Below are 13,945 nucleotides of genomic sequence, written 5' to 3'. Positions count from 1 at the left end.
TTCACCACCGATACCCGAATCGGAGTAACGCAGGGTGACATCTGCCACTAGTTCAGAGTTGACTTATATAAGTCGCTACTTGTAGTTTGGCCGGGTGCACGCGTTCGACGTCCTGGGTGATCCGGTCCGCCGCCGGATCCTCGAGCTGCTGGCCGACGGCGAGCGGGCGGCCGGCGCGGTGACCGAGGTGATCCGGACCGAGTTCGGCATCTCGCAGCCCGCGGTGTCCCAGCACCTGAAAGTGCTGCGCGAGAACGGTTTCGCCGTCGTCCGCCAGGACGGGACGCGGCGGCTGTACGCGGTCGGTCACGCACCGCTGCGGGACATCGATGACTGGCTCGACCGGTTCCGCCGGTACTGGACCCCGCCGCTGGACGCACTGGCCACCGAAATCGCCCGCGGCAAGCGCGCGCGGCGCCTCACCGAAGGAGAAGGTTCGTGATCGACGTCAGCCACCAGATCAGCGCCGTCCGCAGGACGCTCGGCGACCGGGTGCTCGAAGGCAAGGAAGCCCGCGTCCTGACCATCGGCCAGGTCTACGACACCGACGTCGACGACCTGTGGGACGCCTGCACGAACCCCGAGCGCATCCCGCGCTGGTTCCTGCCGATCAGCGGCGAGCTGAAGCTCGGCGGGAAGTACCAGTTCGAGGGCAACGCGGGCGGCACGGTCGAGCGCTGCGACCCGCCGAAGAGCTTCGCGGCGACGTGGGAGTACGGCGGCAACGTCAGCTGGGTCGAGGTCCGCCTCACGCCGGAGGGCGACGGCACCCGCTTCGAGCTGGAGCACGTCGCCCACGTCGACGACCGCTGGGACGAGTTCGGCCCGGGCGCGGTCGGCATCGGCTGGGACGGCGCCCTGGTCGGCCTGGTCCTGCACCTGGCCTCGGGCGAGGCGGTCGACCCGGAGGCGGCGATGGCCTGGATGATGTCGCCCGAGGGCATCCAGTTCATGACGGCGTCGAACGAAGCCTGGTACGAGGCGGACGTCGCCGCGGGCGCGGACCCGGCGACGGCGCGGGCGGCGGCGGACCGCACGCTGAAGGCGTACACGACCCCGCCGGAGGCCTGACCCGGGTCAGCGGTCGGTTTTCTTGACCGCCGTCAGGGTGATCACCGCGTCGGCCGGGACTTCGGTGCCGGGGGCCGGGTCCTGGCCCGTCTGGACCCAGTTGCGGTCGAGGACCAGCATGCGGCCCTGGCCCGTGCCGTCGACCTCGCGCAGGTTGTAGAGGCCGGCTTTCTGCATCGCGTCCTGGGCGTCCTGGTGGTTCATGCCCGAGACGTCCGGGACCTTGATCAGCGCGGCGGCGGTCGTGGCGGACGGCGCGGCGGTCGTTCCGGCGGCGGTCGTGGCCGAGGTGCCGGTCGACGCGGGGCTGCCGGCCGGCCCGGCGCCACAGGCGGCGAGCCCGGCACCGAGCACCAGGGCGGCGGCGAGGCGAATCGGGCGGTTCATGGCGGCTCCTCCGTTGATGGATACCCCCTCAATCGATCCGTGAACTCGCGATGTTGCCCATCGATCGGGTGAACCGGAATCCGCCGGATAGGGTCGGGCGCATGGATCAGGGCAGCGAGCAGACCGACCCGCGGGCGGTGCGGCGGGATCCCGCCGCGAGCGCCGGCGGGTTCACCGACCTGGCGACCAGCCCGTTCCGGATCGACCGCGACCGCATCGCCGCCTCGCCGTTCTTCGCCCGCCTCGGCGGGGTCACGCAGGTGGTCAGCGCCGGTGGGGCCGGGCTGCTGCACAACCGGCTCACCCACAGCCTGAAGGTCGCGCAGGTCGCCCGGGCCATCGCCGAGCGGATCACCGCCGGGGACGACGCCGGTCTCGTCGACAAGCTCGGCGGCTGCGACCTCGACGTCGCCGAGGCCGCCGCGCTCGCCCACGATCTCGGGCACCCGCCGTTCGGGCACCTCGGCGAGCAGACCCTCGACCGCATCGCCCGGCACCGCTTCGGCCTGGCCGACGGTTTCGAGGGCAACGCGCAGACCTTCCGCATCATCACCACGACCGACGTGCGCGGGCCGTCGGCGATCGGGCTCGACCTGACCACCGCGGTGCGCGCGGCCGTCCTGAAGTACCCGTGGCTGCGGCTGCACCACCCGGCGCCGCACCCGTCCGCGATGGCCGTGCCGCCGCGCGGGGCCGGCGAGCCCGACCAGTCGCCCGGCACCGGCGCGGCCAAGTTCTCCGCCTACGCCACCGAACTCGACGACTTCGAGCAGGCGCGCGCGGCGTTCGCGGGGCGCGTCGAAGGGTGGCAGCAGACCGTCGAAGCGTCCGTGATGGACACCGCCGACGACATCGCCTACGCCATCCACGACCTGCAGGACTTCCACCGCATCGGCGTCCTGCAGCACGCGCCGGTCGCGGCGGAGCTGGGGGAGTGGCTCGAGCACGCGGCGGAACTGGCCGCGCTGGACGACGAGACGCTGCACGCCGAGCTGCGCCGGCCGGGCCGGTCGCTCGAGCGCGTCCGCCGCCGGATGCACGTCAAGGACGCGTGGATCGTCGACGACGACGCGTTCGCCGCGGCGGTCGCCCGGGTCCGCGCCGAGCTGGTCGACGGCCTGCTGGCCGCGGAGTTCGACGGCTCGATCGAGGCGGAGCAGGCCACGGCGGCGTTTTCGGCGAACTGGACGGCGCGGCTGGTCGACGGCGTCTTCGTGCTGGCGTCCCCGTCCACCCGCACCGGCCACGTCTCGCTGCGCCCCGCCCAGTGGCACGAGGTCCAGGTGCTGAAGTTCGTGCACCGCCGGTTCGTGCTGCTGCGCCCCGACTTGGCGCTGCACCAGCGCGGGCAGGCCGGGGTGGTGTCGAGCCTGGTCGACGCGCTCGACGCGTGGCTGCTCGACCGCGACGAGGTTTCCCGGCTGCCGCGGCGGTTGCACGACCTGGTGGAGCTGGCGCACGCGGAGTACACGGGCCTGGCGCGCTCGGCGCCGGAGCTGCTCGTCGGCGCGACGGGGGAGCCGGTGTCCGGGCCGGACGCGGTGCGCGGGCTGGCGCGCGGCCGGGCGGTGGTGGACTTCGTGGCGTCGCTGACCGACAAGCAGGCGGTGACCCTCTTGGACGCCCTGTCCGGGCGGGCCGCCCAGCCGTGGTCGGACTCCTTCGTCCTCTGATCGAGGAGTTGTCCGGTTCTTGTCCGATCCGGCGATCCCGTGCAGTGGTACCGCTTGACGCGCTGGTCCGTTTCGTTCGTCCTGTAACGGTTGTGCGGTTCCGCTGAACGGCCTACGACTTACGGTCCATTCAGGAAATTCTCCATCCGATGTCACTCGAACGGCCGCTGCTCACAGGGAACTCACAGTACTTAGCTTGATCCTGCCGGTGATCACCGGCGATCGGTCAGCGTGAGTCGGGGCACGCGCCTGGAGATAATCGGAGGGCGCACGTGCGTCGTACCCGTTCCACGAGATCGAGATCCACTGTGCTCACAGCCGGGGCCGCGGCGCTGCTCGCCGCCCTCGGCCTCGTGTCGCCGCCCGCCGCGGGCGCCGCCACCGCATCCACACCGGACACCTTCAGCGAAGTCGCACAGCAGCAGATCGCCGCCCTGCAGGCGGTCAAGGCGGGCCGCACCGCCACCGAGTCCAAAGTGGACAGCAATCTGCTCGCCGCCGAGAAGGGCGTCACCAAGCAGCTCAACGCGCTGCAGTCGGGGGCTCAGGTTTCTTCGACCGGGACCGTCCTGGTCGACATCCGCGCGAGCAAGGTCTCCCCGGACCTCATCTCCTCGCTGACCAAGGCCGGCGCGGGCATCCGCGCGGTGTCCGACCGGTACGGCAGCGTCCGCGCCGAGGTCCCGCTGGCCAAGGTCGGCGAGATCGCCGCCCGCGGCGACGTCAAGCGCGTCGAGCAGGCCGACCAGGCCATGACCGCCCGCGAACTGGCCACCCCGGCGACGACGCCGGTCAAGACCGAGACCAAGCAGCAGAAGGCCGACCGGATCGCCGGCGAGCTGCAGAAGGCCGTCTCCGCCAAGTCCCAGCGCAGCGCCGCCGCGGCCGCCACGCTGACCAGTGAAGGCGACCGCGCCCACAACGCCGACATCGCGCGCCAGCAGTTCGGCGTCACCGGCGTCGGAGTCAAGGCGTGCGCGCTGTCGGACGGCGTCGACTCCCTGGCCGCCTCGCAGGCCAAGGGCGAGCTCCCGCCGAACGTCGACGTCATCGCCGGGCAGGAGGGCGACGGCGACGAGGGCACCGCGATGCTCGAGATCATCCACGACCTCGCGCCCAACGCCGCGCTCGGCTTCGCCTCGGCGTTCAACTCCGACGCCAGCTTCGCGGACAACATCCGCAAGCTGCGCTTCGAGTCGCACTGCGACGTCATCGTCGACGACGTCATCTACTTCAAGGAATCCCCGTTCCAGGACTGGATCATCGCCCAGGCCGTGAACGACGTGACCGCGGACGGCGCGCTGTACTTCTCGTCGGCGGGCAACGAGGGCAACGTCGCCGACGGCACCGCCGGGCACTGGGAAGGCGACTTCGTCGACTCCGGCAAGTCGGTCGGCAAGTTCGCCGGCGTCGCGCACAACTTCGCCGGCGCCGCGGGCAACCAGATCTACGAGCCCATTTCGGACGCCTCGTCGGCTCAGGTCCCGGTGACGCTGCACTGGTCCGACCCGCTCGGCGCGTCGGCGAACGACTACGACCTCTACCTGCTCAACTCCGCGGGGGCCGTGGTCAGCTTCAGCCAGAACGTCCAGGACGGCACCCAGGACCCGTTCGAGATCCTGCAGACGCCGATCTTCGGCGGCACCGGGCTGCGTCTGGCCGTCGTGAAGTTCTCGGGGCAGAACCGCTACCTGTCGCTGTCCGCGCTGCGCGGCCGGTTCAAGGACTCGGCGGACGGCCTGAAGGCCTACAACACCCCGGGTGTGACGGTCGGCCACTCGGCCGCGCGGGACGCCTTCAGCGTCGCGGCGACCCCGGCGGCCGCCGCGTTCGGCCGTCCCCTCGAGCCGGGCGACCCGGCCAACCCGACCGGCCCGTTCCCGGGCGCGTTCAGCGGCACGTCCAAGGCGGAGCGGTTCACCTCGGACGGCCCGCGGCGCATGTTCTACGAAGCCGACGGCACCCCGATCACCCCGGGCAACGTGTCTTCGACCGGTGGTGAGGTCCGGAACAAGCCGGAGATCACCGCGGCCGACGGCGTGAAGACCAGCGTCACCGGCTTCAGCCCGTTCTTCGGCACCTCGGCCGCCGCCCCGCACGCCGGAGCCATCGCGGCGCTGGTCCTTTCGGGCAACCCCGGCCTGCCGCCGTCGGACGTCCGCGAGGCACTGATCAACACCGCGATCGACATCGAAAAGCCGGGCAACGACAACTTCACCGGTGCCGGCGTCATCCTCGCGGACAAGGTGCTCGCCTACACCGGCGCCAGCCCGCAGCCCCTCGCGGTGGCGAAGCAGCCGACGGTCACCCCGGCCGACGGCGGCTCCGCGCTCGACCCGGGCGACACGGCCAAGGTGACGCTGCCGGTGACCAACGACGGTGACGGCACCGCCGTGTCCACCAGCGTCGTGCTCACCAGCCCGACCCCGGGTGTCACGGTGGCGCCGCGGTCCAAGTCCTACGGCACCATCAGCCCGGGACAGACCGGCGTCAACGACTTCACCATCACCGTCCCGGCGACGCAGCAGCTCGGCGCGCCGGTCGTCCTGAACGCCCGCGTCAGCTTCGCCGGTGCGCACTCGCCGACGACGCAGACGTTCTCGCTCCCGGTCGGCACCCCGTCGCCGGTCGCGCAGGACTTCGCCTACACCGGCGCGCCGGTGGCGATCCCGGACAACAGCCCGGTCGGCGCGTCGGTGACCATCCCGGTCACCGGGGTCGGCCGCGCGTCCAAGGTGGGCTTCTCGATCGACGGCAGCACCTGCAACACCGACACCGCCTCGACCACCGTCGGACTGGACCACACCTACGTCGGTGACCTGGTCGGCACGCTGACCGCGCCCTCCGGGGCGAAGGCGACGGTGTTCCAGCGCAACGGCGGCTCCGGCAAGAACCTGTGCAAGGTCGTCTTCGCCGACACCGCCGCGACCGCGTTCAGCACGGTGACTTCGGCCAACGCGCCGTTCACCGGCACGTGGCGGCCGACGCAGTCGCTGACCGGCGGCCTGACCGCCGCGGCGGTCGACGGCACGTGGACGTTCGCCGTGGTCGACGCGGCGGGCGGCGACGTCGGCTCGATCCGCTCGGTCGCCCTGCACATCAACGGGTTCGTGCAGCCCCCGGCGGCCGGCGCGCCGTCGAACGTGCGGGGATACACGAACAACGGGCCGGTGCACCCGCTGTGACGAAGCGCGTGAACTGAACAACCCGAACGGGGCCGTCGCGGCGACGCGGCGGCCCCGTACCGTTTCCCCCATGGCCAAGCCACGGCAGGTCGCCGGGGGCGGCCGCGCGGTCGAGGTGCCGCCCGATCGTCTCGCCGGCTGGTTCGACCGCTTCTCCGCCCGCCACGAAGGGACCGTGACGACGGAGGTCGCGGCGCGCGCGGTGCGGGTGCTGGCCGCCGACGGCGCGACGGCGACCGCGACCGTCCCTTTCGGACCGCTGCCGGCGCCGTCCGGGACGTTCGACGGCCTGGTCGTCGACGCGCTCCTGGCCCACGCGCTGGTGCCGCGCCGGATCGCGCTGGTGCTGGTGCGGCTGGGCGGCCACAGCGTCGGCATCGCGCGCGCGGGCCGGGTCGAGGTGTCGCGCACCGGCCGGAACCTCGTGCAGGGCCGCTCGGCCGCGGGCGGCTGGTCGCAGCAGCGCTTCGCCCGGCGTCGCGCGGGGCAGGCGCACCACGCGCTCCAGGACGCGGCCAAGGACGTCTTCGAGGTGCTCGTCCCGCGGCTGTCCGAAGTGGACGCCGTGGTGCTCGGCGGCGACCGCCGGGCGCTCGACGCGTTGCGCGAGGACCGCCGGCTGGCCCGGCTGTTCGCCCGTGCGGAGCCGCGCGTGCTGGAGGTCGGCGAGCCGAGCCGGGCCGTCCTCGAGGAAGCCGCCGTGCGCGCGCTGTCCGTGCAGGTCACGCTGCGCGACGGGTGAGACCGCACACGTCCGGAAAATCCGGTGGACCGCGGCCCGTACACTGGGTTCCGTGGATATCCAGCTGGAGTGACGCCGCGGCCCCCGGGCCGCTCGACGCTGTCCTCCGTTCACCCCCCTTCCACGGGAGTTTCCCTTGATCACGGCCACCGGCCTTGAGCTGCGCGCGGGTTCGCGCATCCTGCTCAACGGCGTCACCGTCCGCATCCAGTCCGGCGACCGCATCGGCCTCGTCGGCCGCAACGGCGCGGGCAAGACCACCTCGCTGAAGGTCCTCGCCGGCGAAGGCGAGCCGCACGCGGGCGAGGTCCGCCGCACCGGCGAGCTCGGCTACCTGCCGCAGGACCCGCGCGAAGGTGATCTTTCGGTCACCGCGAAGGACCGCGTGCTCTCCGCGCGCGGCCTCGACAAGCTGATGCGCGACATGGAGAAGGCGCAGGCCTCGATGGCCGAGCTCGTCGACGACGCCGCGCGCGACAAGGCCATCAACCGCTACGCCCGGCTCGAAGAGCGGTTCTCCTCGCTCGGCGGGTACGCCGCGGAGAGCGAAGCCGCGCGCATCTGCTCGAACCTCGGCCTGGCCGACCGGGTCCTGGCGCAGACGCTGCAGACGCTGTCCGGTGGGCAGCGCCGCCGCGTCGAGCTGGCGCGGATCCTGTTCGCCGCGGCCGAAGCGGGCGCGGGCGGCAAGTCCGAGACGATCCTGCTGCTCGACGAGCCGACCAACCACCTCGACGCCGACTCCATCAACTGGCTGCGCGGGTTCCTCAAGCAGCACGACGGCGGCCTGGTCGTGATCAGCCACGACGTCGAGCTGCTGGCCGACGTGGTCAACAAGGTGTGGTTCCTCGACGCCACCCGCGGCGAGCTCGACCTGTACAACATGGGCTGGCAGCGCTACCTCGACGCGCGCGCGACCGACGAGAAGCGCCGCCGCCGTGAGCGCGCCAACGCCGAGAAGAAGGCGTCGGCACTGCAGCAGCAGGCCGCGAAGCTCGGCGCGAAGGCGACGAAGGCCGTGGCGGCCAAGAACATGGCGCGCCGCGCCGAGCAGATGCTGTCCGCACTCGACGAGACCCGGGTGGCCGACAAGGTCGCCCGGATCAAGTTCCCCGAGCCCGCCCCGTGCGGCCGGACGCCGCTCACCGCCGAAGGCCTCTCGAAGTCGTACGGCTCACTGGAAATCTTCACCGGCGTCGATCTCGCGATCGACCGCGGTTCGAAGGTGGTCGTACTCGGGCTGAACGGTGCGGGAAAGACTACTTTGCTCCGGCTCCTCGGCGGAATGGAAACTCCGGACACCGGTGAGATCGTGCCGGGTCACGGAATGCGTTTGGGCTATTACGCACAGGAACACGAAACTCTTGATCATGATGCGTCGGTGTGGGAAAACATCCGACATCTCTCACCGGACACCGGTGCTCAGGAGTTGCGGAACCTGCTCGGCTCGTTCCTCTTCACCGGCGAACAACTCGACCAGCCCGCCGGCACGCTTTCCGGTGGCGAGAAGACCCGGCTCGCCCTCGCGAGCCTGGTCTCCAGTGCTGCCAACGTCTTGCTCCTCGACGAGCCGACGAACAACCTGGACCCGGCCAGCCGTGCCCAGGTCCTGGACGCATTGCGCAGCTTCGCCGGCGCCGTCGTCCTGGTCACGCACGACCCCGGCGCGGTCGAGGCGCTGGAGCCCGAGCGGGTCATCCTGCTGCCCGACGGCACCGAGGATCACTGGTCGGCCGACTATCTGGAACTCGTCCAGCTTGCGTGACTCTATGCGTCCATTCGGGTGCAAGATCGTTACGGCCAGGCACTGGAATGGCCCAATGTGATCGCAGTTTCGGCTGTTTTACGTCTGTCGTCTGGCATTCCGGCGCTCAGTGTTCGATCATTGCCCCGGCAGGGGTCGATATGTGGCCCAGAACACTCTCGGCGGGAAGGCGATCGACGTGGCTGATCTCAAGAAAGGCGCGCGGATCACCGGCAACACGCGCGACAAGCTGGCCGCTGACCTCAAGAAGAAATACGAGAAGGGCTCGAGCATCCGGGCGCTCGCGGAGTCGACGGGGCGTTCCTACGGGTTCGTCCACCGGGTCCTGTCGGAGTCCGGGGTCCAGCTGCGGGGGCGCGGCGGGGCCACGCGGGTCAAGAAGAAGTAGTCAGGAACTGCTGCGCGGGGGGCGCGCAGTGGAAGCTTCGGCCGCACGGAACGTCAGGTATGCCCCGAGCAGGACCAGCGGGTACACCAGATAACCGTACCGGGTGGCCGGGGTGAGCAGGATCAACGCGCCGAGTCCGACGGCGATGCGCAGGACTGCGCCGGAGCCGTTCGCGGGGGGCCGGCGCACCAGCCAGAGCACCATGGCCACGGCCGCGGCGCCGACGAGCGCGAACGCCGCCACCTGGCCCACCGGACCGGTTTCGGCGATGAGGTGGCCCGGCAACGGGCTCGCCGCGGGCGACCGCACAGCGCCCATTCCCAGGGGGAAGCGGAAGACGTGCTCCACGAACGCCGCCGGGTCCACGAGGTACACGGGCAGGTGCAGCGCCGCCGTGGCGGCCACCAGCGCTGACGCGAACCGCCCCACGGCGGGCCAGTCGAGCCCCTTCCCCCGGCGTACCAGCACGAACACCACCAGGACCGCGGCCGCGGGCGCGACGATGAGCTTCGCGCTGACGACCAACGCGAGCACCAGGCCCGACCAGGCGGCCCGCCCGGTGGCGGCCAGTGCGCACGCGAGCACCAGCAGCCCGACGATCGCCAGGTCCGGCCCGGCGACGGCCCAGGTGAGCGCGGTGAGCGGGCAGGCCAGCGCGAGCTGGGCGGCGCCGACCGGGACCTTCGGCCACTTCAGCAGTTTCAGCGTGCCCAGCACACACGCGCAGGCGGCCAGCGCGAACATCCAGCGGGCGTCGGTGAGCGCGTCGCCCAGCGGGGTGCCGCCGAACACCGCGCGCGGCAGGCCGAAGATCGCCATCACCGGGCCGTACGGCGTGTAGTCGTTGACCACCGGCGCCCGGCCGAGCGCGGTGACGTCGACGTACGGGGTTCCGTGGTGCAGCAGCAGATCCGCGGACCGCTCGATCACCCAGACCTCGGGCTGCGCGGCCCAGGAGAACGGCGTGATCAGCCAGTCCACACCGGTCAGTCGCCGGATCACCAGAAGCAGCAACGGAAGGATCATTGCCAACAGGGCGACCGCGGCGATCCCGCACCAGCGCGAGCCGAGCACGCCGCGTGGCGTCCGCCCGGTGCGCGCGGACAGCAGCAGCCAGCCGCTGTGCAGCGCGCCGAGGGCGTAGGCGACCGTCGCGAAGTTGCCCCAGACGCGGTAGCCGTAGAACTCGGACTTGAGCGCGGTGGGTAGGGCGAAGGCCAGGCAGGCGAGGTAAAAGCCGAGGTCCCAGCGCAGCGGGGCGCGCTCGAGCGTGGCCGCGGGGGCCGTGAAGAGCCGTGCCGCGCGCCGCCATGCGGGCGCCCGGCCCACCTCCGTTCCCACCCGGCCAGGCTACCGAGGGTTCAGTCGAGCTCTCGCAGGTGGGGGAGCAGGGCGGCGGCGGCTTCGGTGGCTTTGACAACGTCGTCGTGACCGGTCGGCATCAGGACCAGCTCGGTGAAGCCGGCCTCGACGTAGCTCCGCGCGAGCCGAAGGGCACTGTCCGCATCGGACGGCAGCCGGAACTGCGCGGCGCGGCGGACCGTCGCCGGGTCGCGGCCGACCGCCTCGCAGTGCTCGTCCAGCACGCGCGAAAGCCGTTGCAGCTCGGTGATTTCCGTGCCCGGTAGCGCCGCGTTCAGCCAGACGTCGGCGTGCTCGGCGACGACCCGCAGGCCGAGCTTCTCGCCGCTGCTGCCCAGCCACAGCGGCGGTTTCGGCTGACGGGGCTTCGGGTCGCTGCGCGCGGCGGTCAAGGTGTAGTGGCGGCCGCGGTAATCGGTTTCTTCCCGAGTCCACAGCAGACCGAGGATTTCGCAGGTCTCGGCGAGTCTTTCGACGCGTTCGACCGGTGACGGCGTCGGCGTACCCATCATCGCGTCGGTGAAGGCGTCGCCGCCCGCGCCGAGGCCGACGTCGAGCCGGCCGCCGGAGAGGTGGTCGACGGTCGCGGCGATCTTCGCGAACGTGCCCGGGTGGCGGTTCGTGTTGCCGGACACCAGACATCCGATGCGCACCCGCTGCGTCGCCTCGGCCATCGCTGCGAGGAGTGACCAGCCGTCGAAGACGTCGCCGGTGCGGTCCGGGCCCATCGGGGCGAGGTGGTCGAAGACCCAGCAGCCGTCGAAGCCGGCGTCGTCGGCGATGGCCCAGATCTCGCGGAGCGCGGTGATGCCGATGTGCTGCTGGGGTGGCTTGATCCCGACGGTCGTCATGGTGCTCTCCTGATTATCAGTGTGACAAATCATCAGTAAAACTGACGATCAGCGTAAGGGTAGAGTTCTCGCATGTCCAGCGATCTCGCCGTCCACCGCCGGCTCGGCTACTTGCTCAAGCACGCCCAGCTGCGGCTCGCCGAGCTGGCCGAGCCGCGGTACGCGCCGCTCGGGATCACCGGCCGTCAGCTCGCCTTGCTCACGCTGTTCGGCGACGGGCAGGCGCTGTCGCAGCAGGAGGGTGCGGCGCGCCTCGGCATCGACCGGACGACGATGGTCGCCCTGGTCGACGAGCTGGAGGACAAGGAGCTGGTCCGGCGCGAGGTCGCGCCGGGTGATCGCCGGAAGCGCCTGGTTACGCTGACCGCCGAGGGCGAGCGCGTTCGGGTGGCGGGCGAGGAAGTCACCCGGCAGGCGGAGGCCGCGCTGCTGGCGCCGCTCGGCGAAGGAGATGCGGAACGGCTGCGCGCCGCACTGCACCGCGTTGTTCGCGCGGAGTGAACGGCGGCGGGAAGCAAATGGACGACGGTGGCGTTGTCCAGGTCATATCCGGAGAAAACCTCAGCTATAGTAGAGGTTTTGACGCACTGGGGGTTCCTCATGGACAACACCTGGGCGCTGCTGAGCTCGGCGATGCGCGCCAACGACGTACCGAAGGGGCTGACCCGCGGCACGCTGAAACGCGTCGCGCGATTCGCCCGGCCGCACTGGCGGCGGCTGCTGGCCTTCCTCGTGCTGACCGTGATCTCGGCGGTCCTCGCGGTGTCGACGCCGGTCCTGGCGGGCAAGGTGGTCGACGCGATCGTCGGCGGTCGTGACCTGCCGCTGGTGGTCTGGCTCGCGGTCGTCATCGCGCTGCTCGCCGTCGCCGACGCCGGGTTCGGCCTCATCGAGCGCTGGCAGTCCGCGCGCATCGGCGAAGGCATCATCTACGACCTGCGCCGCGCGGTGTTCGAGCACGTGCAGCGGATGCCGATCGCGTTCTTCACGCGCACCCGCACCGGTGCGCTGGTCTCGCGGCTGAACAACGACGTCATCGGCGCGCAGCGGACGTTCACCGCGACGCTGTCCGGCCTGGTCACCAACACGATCCAGCTGGCGCTTTCGCTGGCCGTCATGCTGACGCTGTCGTGGCAGGTCACGCTGCTCGCGCTGGTGCTGCTGCCGATCTTCGTGCTGCCCGCGCGCCGGCTCGGCCGCCGGATGGCCGGGCTGCAGCGGGAAGCCGCGAACCTCAACGCCGGCATGACCACGCAGATGACCGAGCGGTTCTCCGCGCCGGGCGCCACTCTGGTGAAGCTCTTCGGCCGGCCGGTGCAGGAGGCGGACGACTTCGGCGTGCGCGCGGGGCGCGTGCGCGACATCGGCGTGCGGACCGCGATGCTGACCCGCTGGTTCATGACGAGCCTGACCCTGGTTTCGGCGCTGGCGCAGGCGCTCGTCTACGGCCTCGGCGGGTACCTCGCGCTGACCGGCAAGCTCGCGCCGGGCACCGTCGTCGCGCTGGCGCTGCTGCTGACCCGGCTCTACGCGCCGCTGACCGCGCTGGCCAACGTCCGCGTCGACGTCATGACGGCGCTGGTGTCGTTCGAGCGGGTCTTCGAGGTCCTCGACCTCAAGCCGATGATCGAAGAGAAGCCGGCGGCGCGGACGTTGCCCGCTTCTTCCGGGGTCGCCGTCGAGTTCTCCGATGTCCGCTTCGGTTACCCCGCCGCCGATCGGTACTCGCTGGCGTCGCTGGAGGACGTCGCGACGCTCGACCACCGTGGCGGGGACGAAGTCCTGCACGGGATCTCGTTCCGCGCCGAGCCGGGGCAGATGGTCGCGCTGGTCGGGTCGTCGGGGGCGGGGAAGTCGACGATCGCGTCGCTGCTGCCGCGGCTCTACGACGTCGACTCCGGCTCGGTGCGACTGTCCGATGTGGACGTCCGGGACCTGACTTTCGCTTCGCTGCGGGAGACCGTCGGCGTCGTGACGCAGGACGGGCACCTGTTCCACGAGACGATCCGCGCGAACCTGGCGTACGCGCGTCCGGGCGTCACCGACGACGAGATCTGGGCGGCGCTGGAGCGGGCCCGGCTCGGCGAGCTGGTGCACTCCCTGCCGGACGGCCTCGACACGACGGTGGGGGAGCGCGGCTACCGCCTCTCCGGCGGCGAGCGTCAGCGGCTGACGATCGCGCGGCTGCTGCTGGCGCAGCCCAAGGTCGTCATCCTGGACGAGGCGACCGCGCACCTGGACTCCGAGTCCGAGGCGGCGGTCGGCGAGGCACTGACCCACGCACTGGCCGGCCGCACGGCCCTGGTCATCGCCCACCGCCTCTCGACAGTCCGCGCCGCCGACCAGATCCTGGTCCTGGAACACGGCGAAATCGTCGAGCGCGGAACGCACGAAGAGCTCCTGGCCGCCAACGGCCGCTACGCAACCCTCCACGCAACCCAGTTCGCAGAAGAAGAACCCGCCGTCGCGTGATCAGCCGGGCATCACGTGTGACTGGAGGGGCATCACGCGTGATTGAGCG

Annotated in this window: 12 protein-coding genes; 9 read left to right on the top strand and 3 right to left on the bottom strand. The window is 71.3% G+C overall.

From position 1 onward, the window contains the following. Positions 1-94: 94 nt before the first annotated feature. Together ACZ7PG_RS07735 and ACZ7PG_RS07730 are read left to right on the top strand one after the other, a co-directional pair. Complete coding sequence (locus ACZ7PG_RS07735; protein WP_470238306.1) at positions 95-442, top strand: ArsR/SmtB family transcription factor; 348 nt, start codon at positions 95-97, stop codon at positions 440-442. Continuing rightward, positions 439-1,071, top strand: a complete 633-nt coding sequence (locus tag ACZ7PG_RS07730) for an SRPBCC family protein (protein ID WP_470238305.1) — start codon at positions 439-441, stop codon at positions 1,069-1,071. The genes ACZ7PG_RS07735 and ACZ7PG_RS07730 overlap by 4 nt, the downstream gene beginning before the upstream one ends. 6 nt (positions 1,072-1,077) lie before the next feature. Here the strand turns inward: ACZ7PG_RS07730 and ACZ7PG_RS07725 are convergent, their stop codons facing one another. Beyond that, positions 1,078-1,458 carry a PASTA domain-containing protein gene (locus tag ACZ7PG_RS07725; RefSeq protein WP_470238304.1) on the bottom strand — a complete coding sequence of 127 codons (381 nt, stop codon included), beginning with the start codon at positions 1,456-1,458 and terminating at the stop codon, positions 1,078-1,080. A gap of 101 nt (positions 1,459-1,559) precedes the next feature. Here ACZ7PG_RS07725 and ACZ7PG_RS07720 point away from each other — a divergent pair, with 101 nt between their 5' ends. The 5 genes from ACZ7PG_RS07720 to ACZ7PG_RS07700 all read left to right on the top strand — a co-directional run bounded on the left by ACZ7PG_RS07720 (position 1,560) and on the right by ACZ7PG_RS07700 (position 9,211). Continuing rightward, positions 1,560-3,131, top strand: coding sequence for a deoxyguanosinetriphosphate triphosphohydrolase family protein (locus tag ACZ7PG_RS07720; RefSeq protein WP_470238303.1), 1,572 nt, complete (start codon positions 1,560-1,562; stop codon positions 3,129-3,131). Positions 3,132-3,439: 308 nt separating this feature from the next. Next, positions 3,440-6,316 (top strand): S8 family serine peptidase, encoded by a 2,877-nt coding sequence (locus ACZ7PG_RS07715; RefSeq protein ID WP_470238302.1) that lies wholly within the window; start codon positions 3,440-3,442, stop codon positions 6,314-6,316. 70 nt (positions 6,317-6,386) lie between these two features. Next, positions 6,387-7,058 carry an acVLRF1 family peptidyl-tRNA hydrolase gene (locus ACZ7PG_RS07710; RefSeq protein ID WP_470238301.1) on the top strand — a complete coding sequence of 224 codons (672 nt, stop codon included), beginning with the start codon at positions 6,387-6,389 and terminating at the stop codon, positions 7,056-7,058. 136 nt (positions 7,059-7,194) lie between these two features. Next, the gene (locus ACZ7PG_RS07705; protein WP_470238300.1) at positions 7,195-8,823 is read left to right on the top strand and encodes an ABC-F family ATP-binding cassette domain-containing protein; all 1,629 of its coding nucleotides are present in this window, start codon (positions 7,195-7,197) and stop codon (positions 8,821-8,823) included. A gap of 178 nt (positions 8,824-9,001) precedes the next feature. Then, a complete protein-coding gene (locus ACZ7PG_RS07700) occupies positions 9,002-9,211 on the top strand; it encodes a helix-turn-helix domain-containing protein (RefSeq protein ID WP_003071237.1) in 210 nt (69 codons plus the stop codon). On the opposite strand, the gene ACZ7PG_RS07695 is transcribed toward ACZ7PG_RS07700, so the two are convergent. Together ACZ7PG_RS07695 and ACZ7PG_RS07690 are read right to left on the bottom strand one after the other, a co-directional pair. Then, positions 9,212-10,465 (bottom strand): glycosyltransferase 87 family protein, encoded by a 1,254-nt coding sequence (locus tag ACZ7PG_RS07695; RefSeq protein WP_470239005.1) that lies wholly within the window; start codon positions 10,463-10,465, stop codon positions 9,212-9,214. It abuts the gene before it with no gap. Positions 10,466-10,572: 107 nt separating this feature from the next. Continuing rightward, positions 10,573-11,424, bottom strand: coding sequence for an LLM class flavin-dependent oxidoreductase (locus ACZ7PG_RS07690; RefSeq protein ID WP_470238299.1), 852 nt, complete (start codon positions 11,422-11,424; stop codon positions 10,573-10,575). A gap of 72 nt (positions 11,425-11,496) precedes the next feature. On the opposite strand from ACZ7PG_RS07690, the gene ACZ7PG_RS07685 reads away from it, so the two are divergent. Next, positions 11,497-11,925, top strand: coding sequence for a MarR family winged helix-turn-helix transcriptional regulator (locus ACZ7PG_RS07685; RefSeq protein WP_470238298.1), 429 nt, complete (start codon positions 11,497-11,499; stop codon positions 11,923-11,925). A gap of 99 nt (positions 11,926-12,024) precedes the next feature. After that, positions 12,025-13,896 carry an ABC transporter ATP-binding protein gene (locus ACZ7PG_RS07680; RefSeq protein ID WP_470239004.1) on the top strand — a complete coding sequence of 624 codons (1,872 nt, stop codon included), beginning with the start codon at positions 12,025-12,027 and terminating at the stop codon, positions 13,894-13,896. The last annotated feature ends 49 nt before the right edge of the window (positions 13,897-13,945 follow it).

This window comes from Amycolatopsis sp. NPDC114504 (assembly GCF_055633595.1).
The sequence above is the reverse complement of the archived record's forward strand: the minus strand, read 5'-3'. Positions and strand labels throughout refer to the sequence as shown.

Bases quoted from the DNA above. Each gene is read 5' to 3' on its own strand.
- ACZ7PG_RS07720 (WP_470238303.1), top strand. From the start codon at position 1,560: ATGGATCAGGGCAGCGAGCAGACCGACCCGCGGGCGGTGCGGCGGGAT.
- ACZ7PG_RS07725 (WP_470238304.1), bottom strand. From the start codon at position 1,458: ATGAACCGCCCGATTCGCCTCGCCGCCGCCCTGGTGCTCGGTGCCGGG.
- ACZ7PG_RS07685 (WP_470238298.1), top strand. From the start codon at position 11,497: ATGTCCAGCGATCTCGCCGTCCACCGCCGGCTCGGCTACTTGCTCAAG.
- ACZ7PG_RS07690 (WP_470238299.1), bottom strand. From the start codon at position 11,424: ATGACGACCGTCGGGATCAAGCCACCCCAGCAGCACATCGGCATCACC.
- ACZ7PG_RS07710 (WP_470238301.1), top strand. From the start codon at position 6,387: ATGGCCAAGCCACGGCAGGTCGCCGGGGGCGGCCGCGCGGTCGAGGTG.
- ACZ7PG_RS07680 (WP_470239004.1), top strand. From the start codon at position 12,025: ATGGACAACACCTGGGCGCTGCTGAGCTCGGCGATGCGCGCCAACGAC.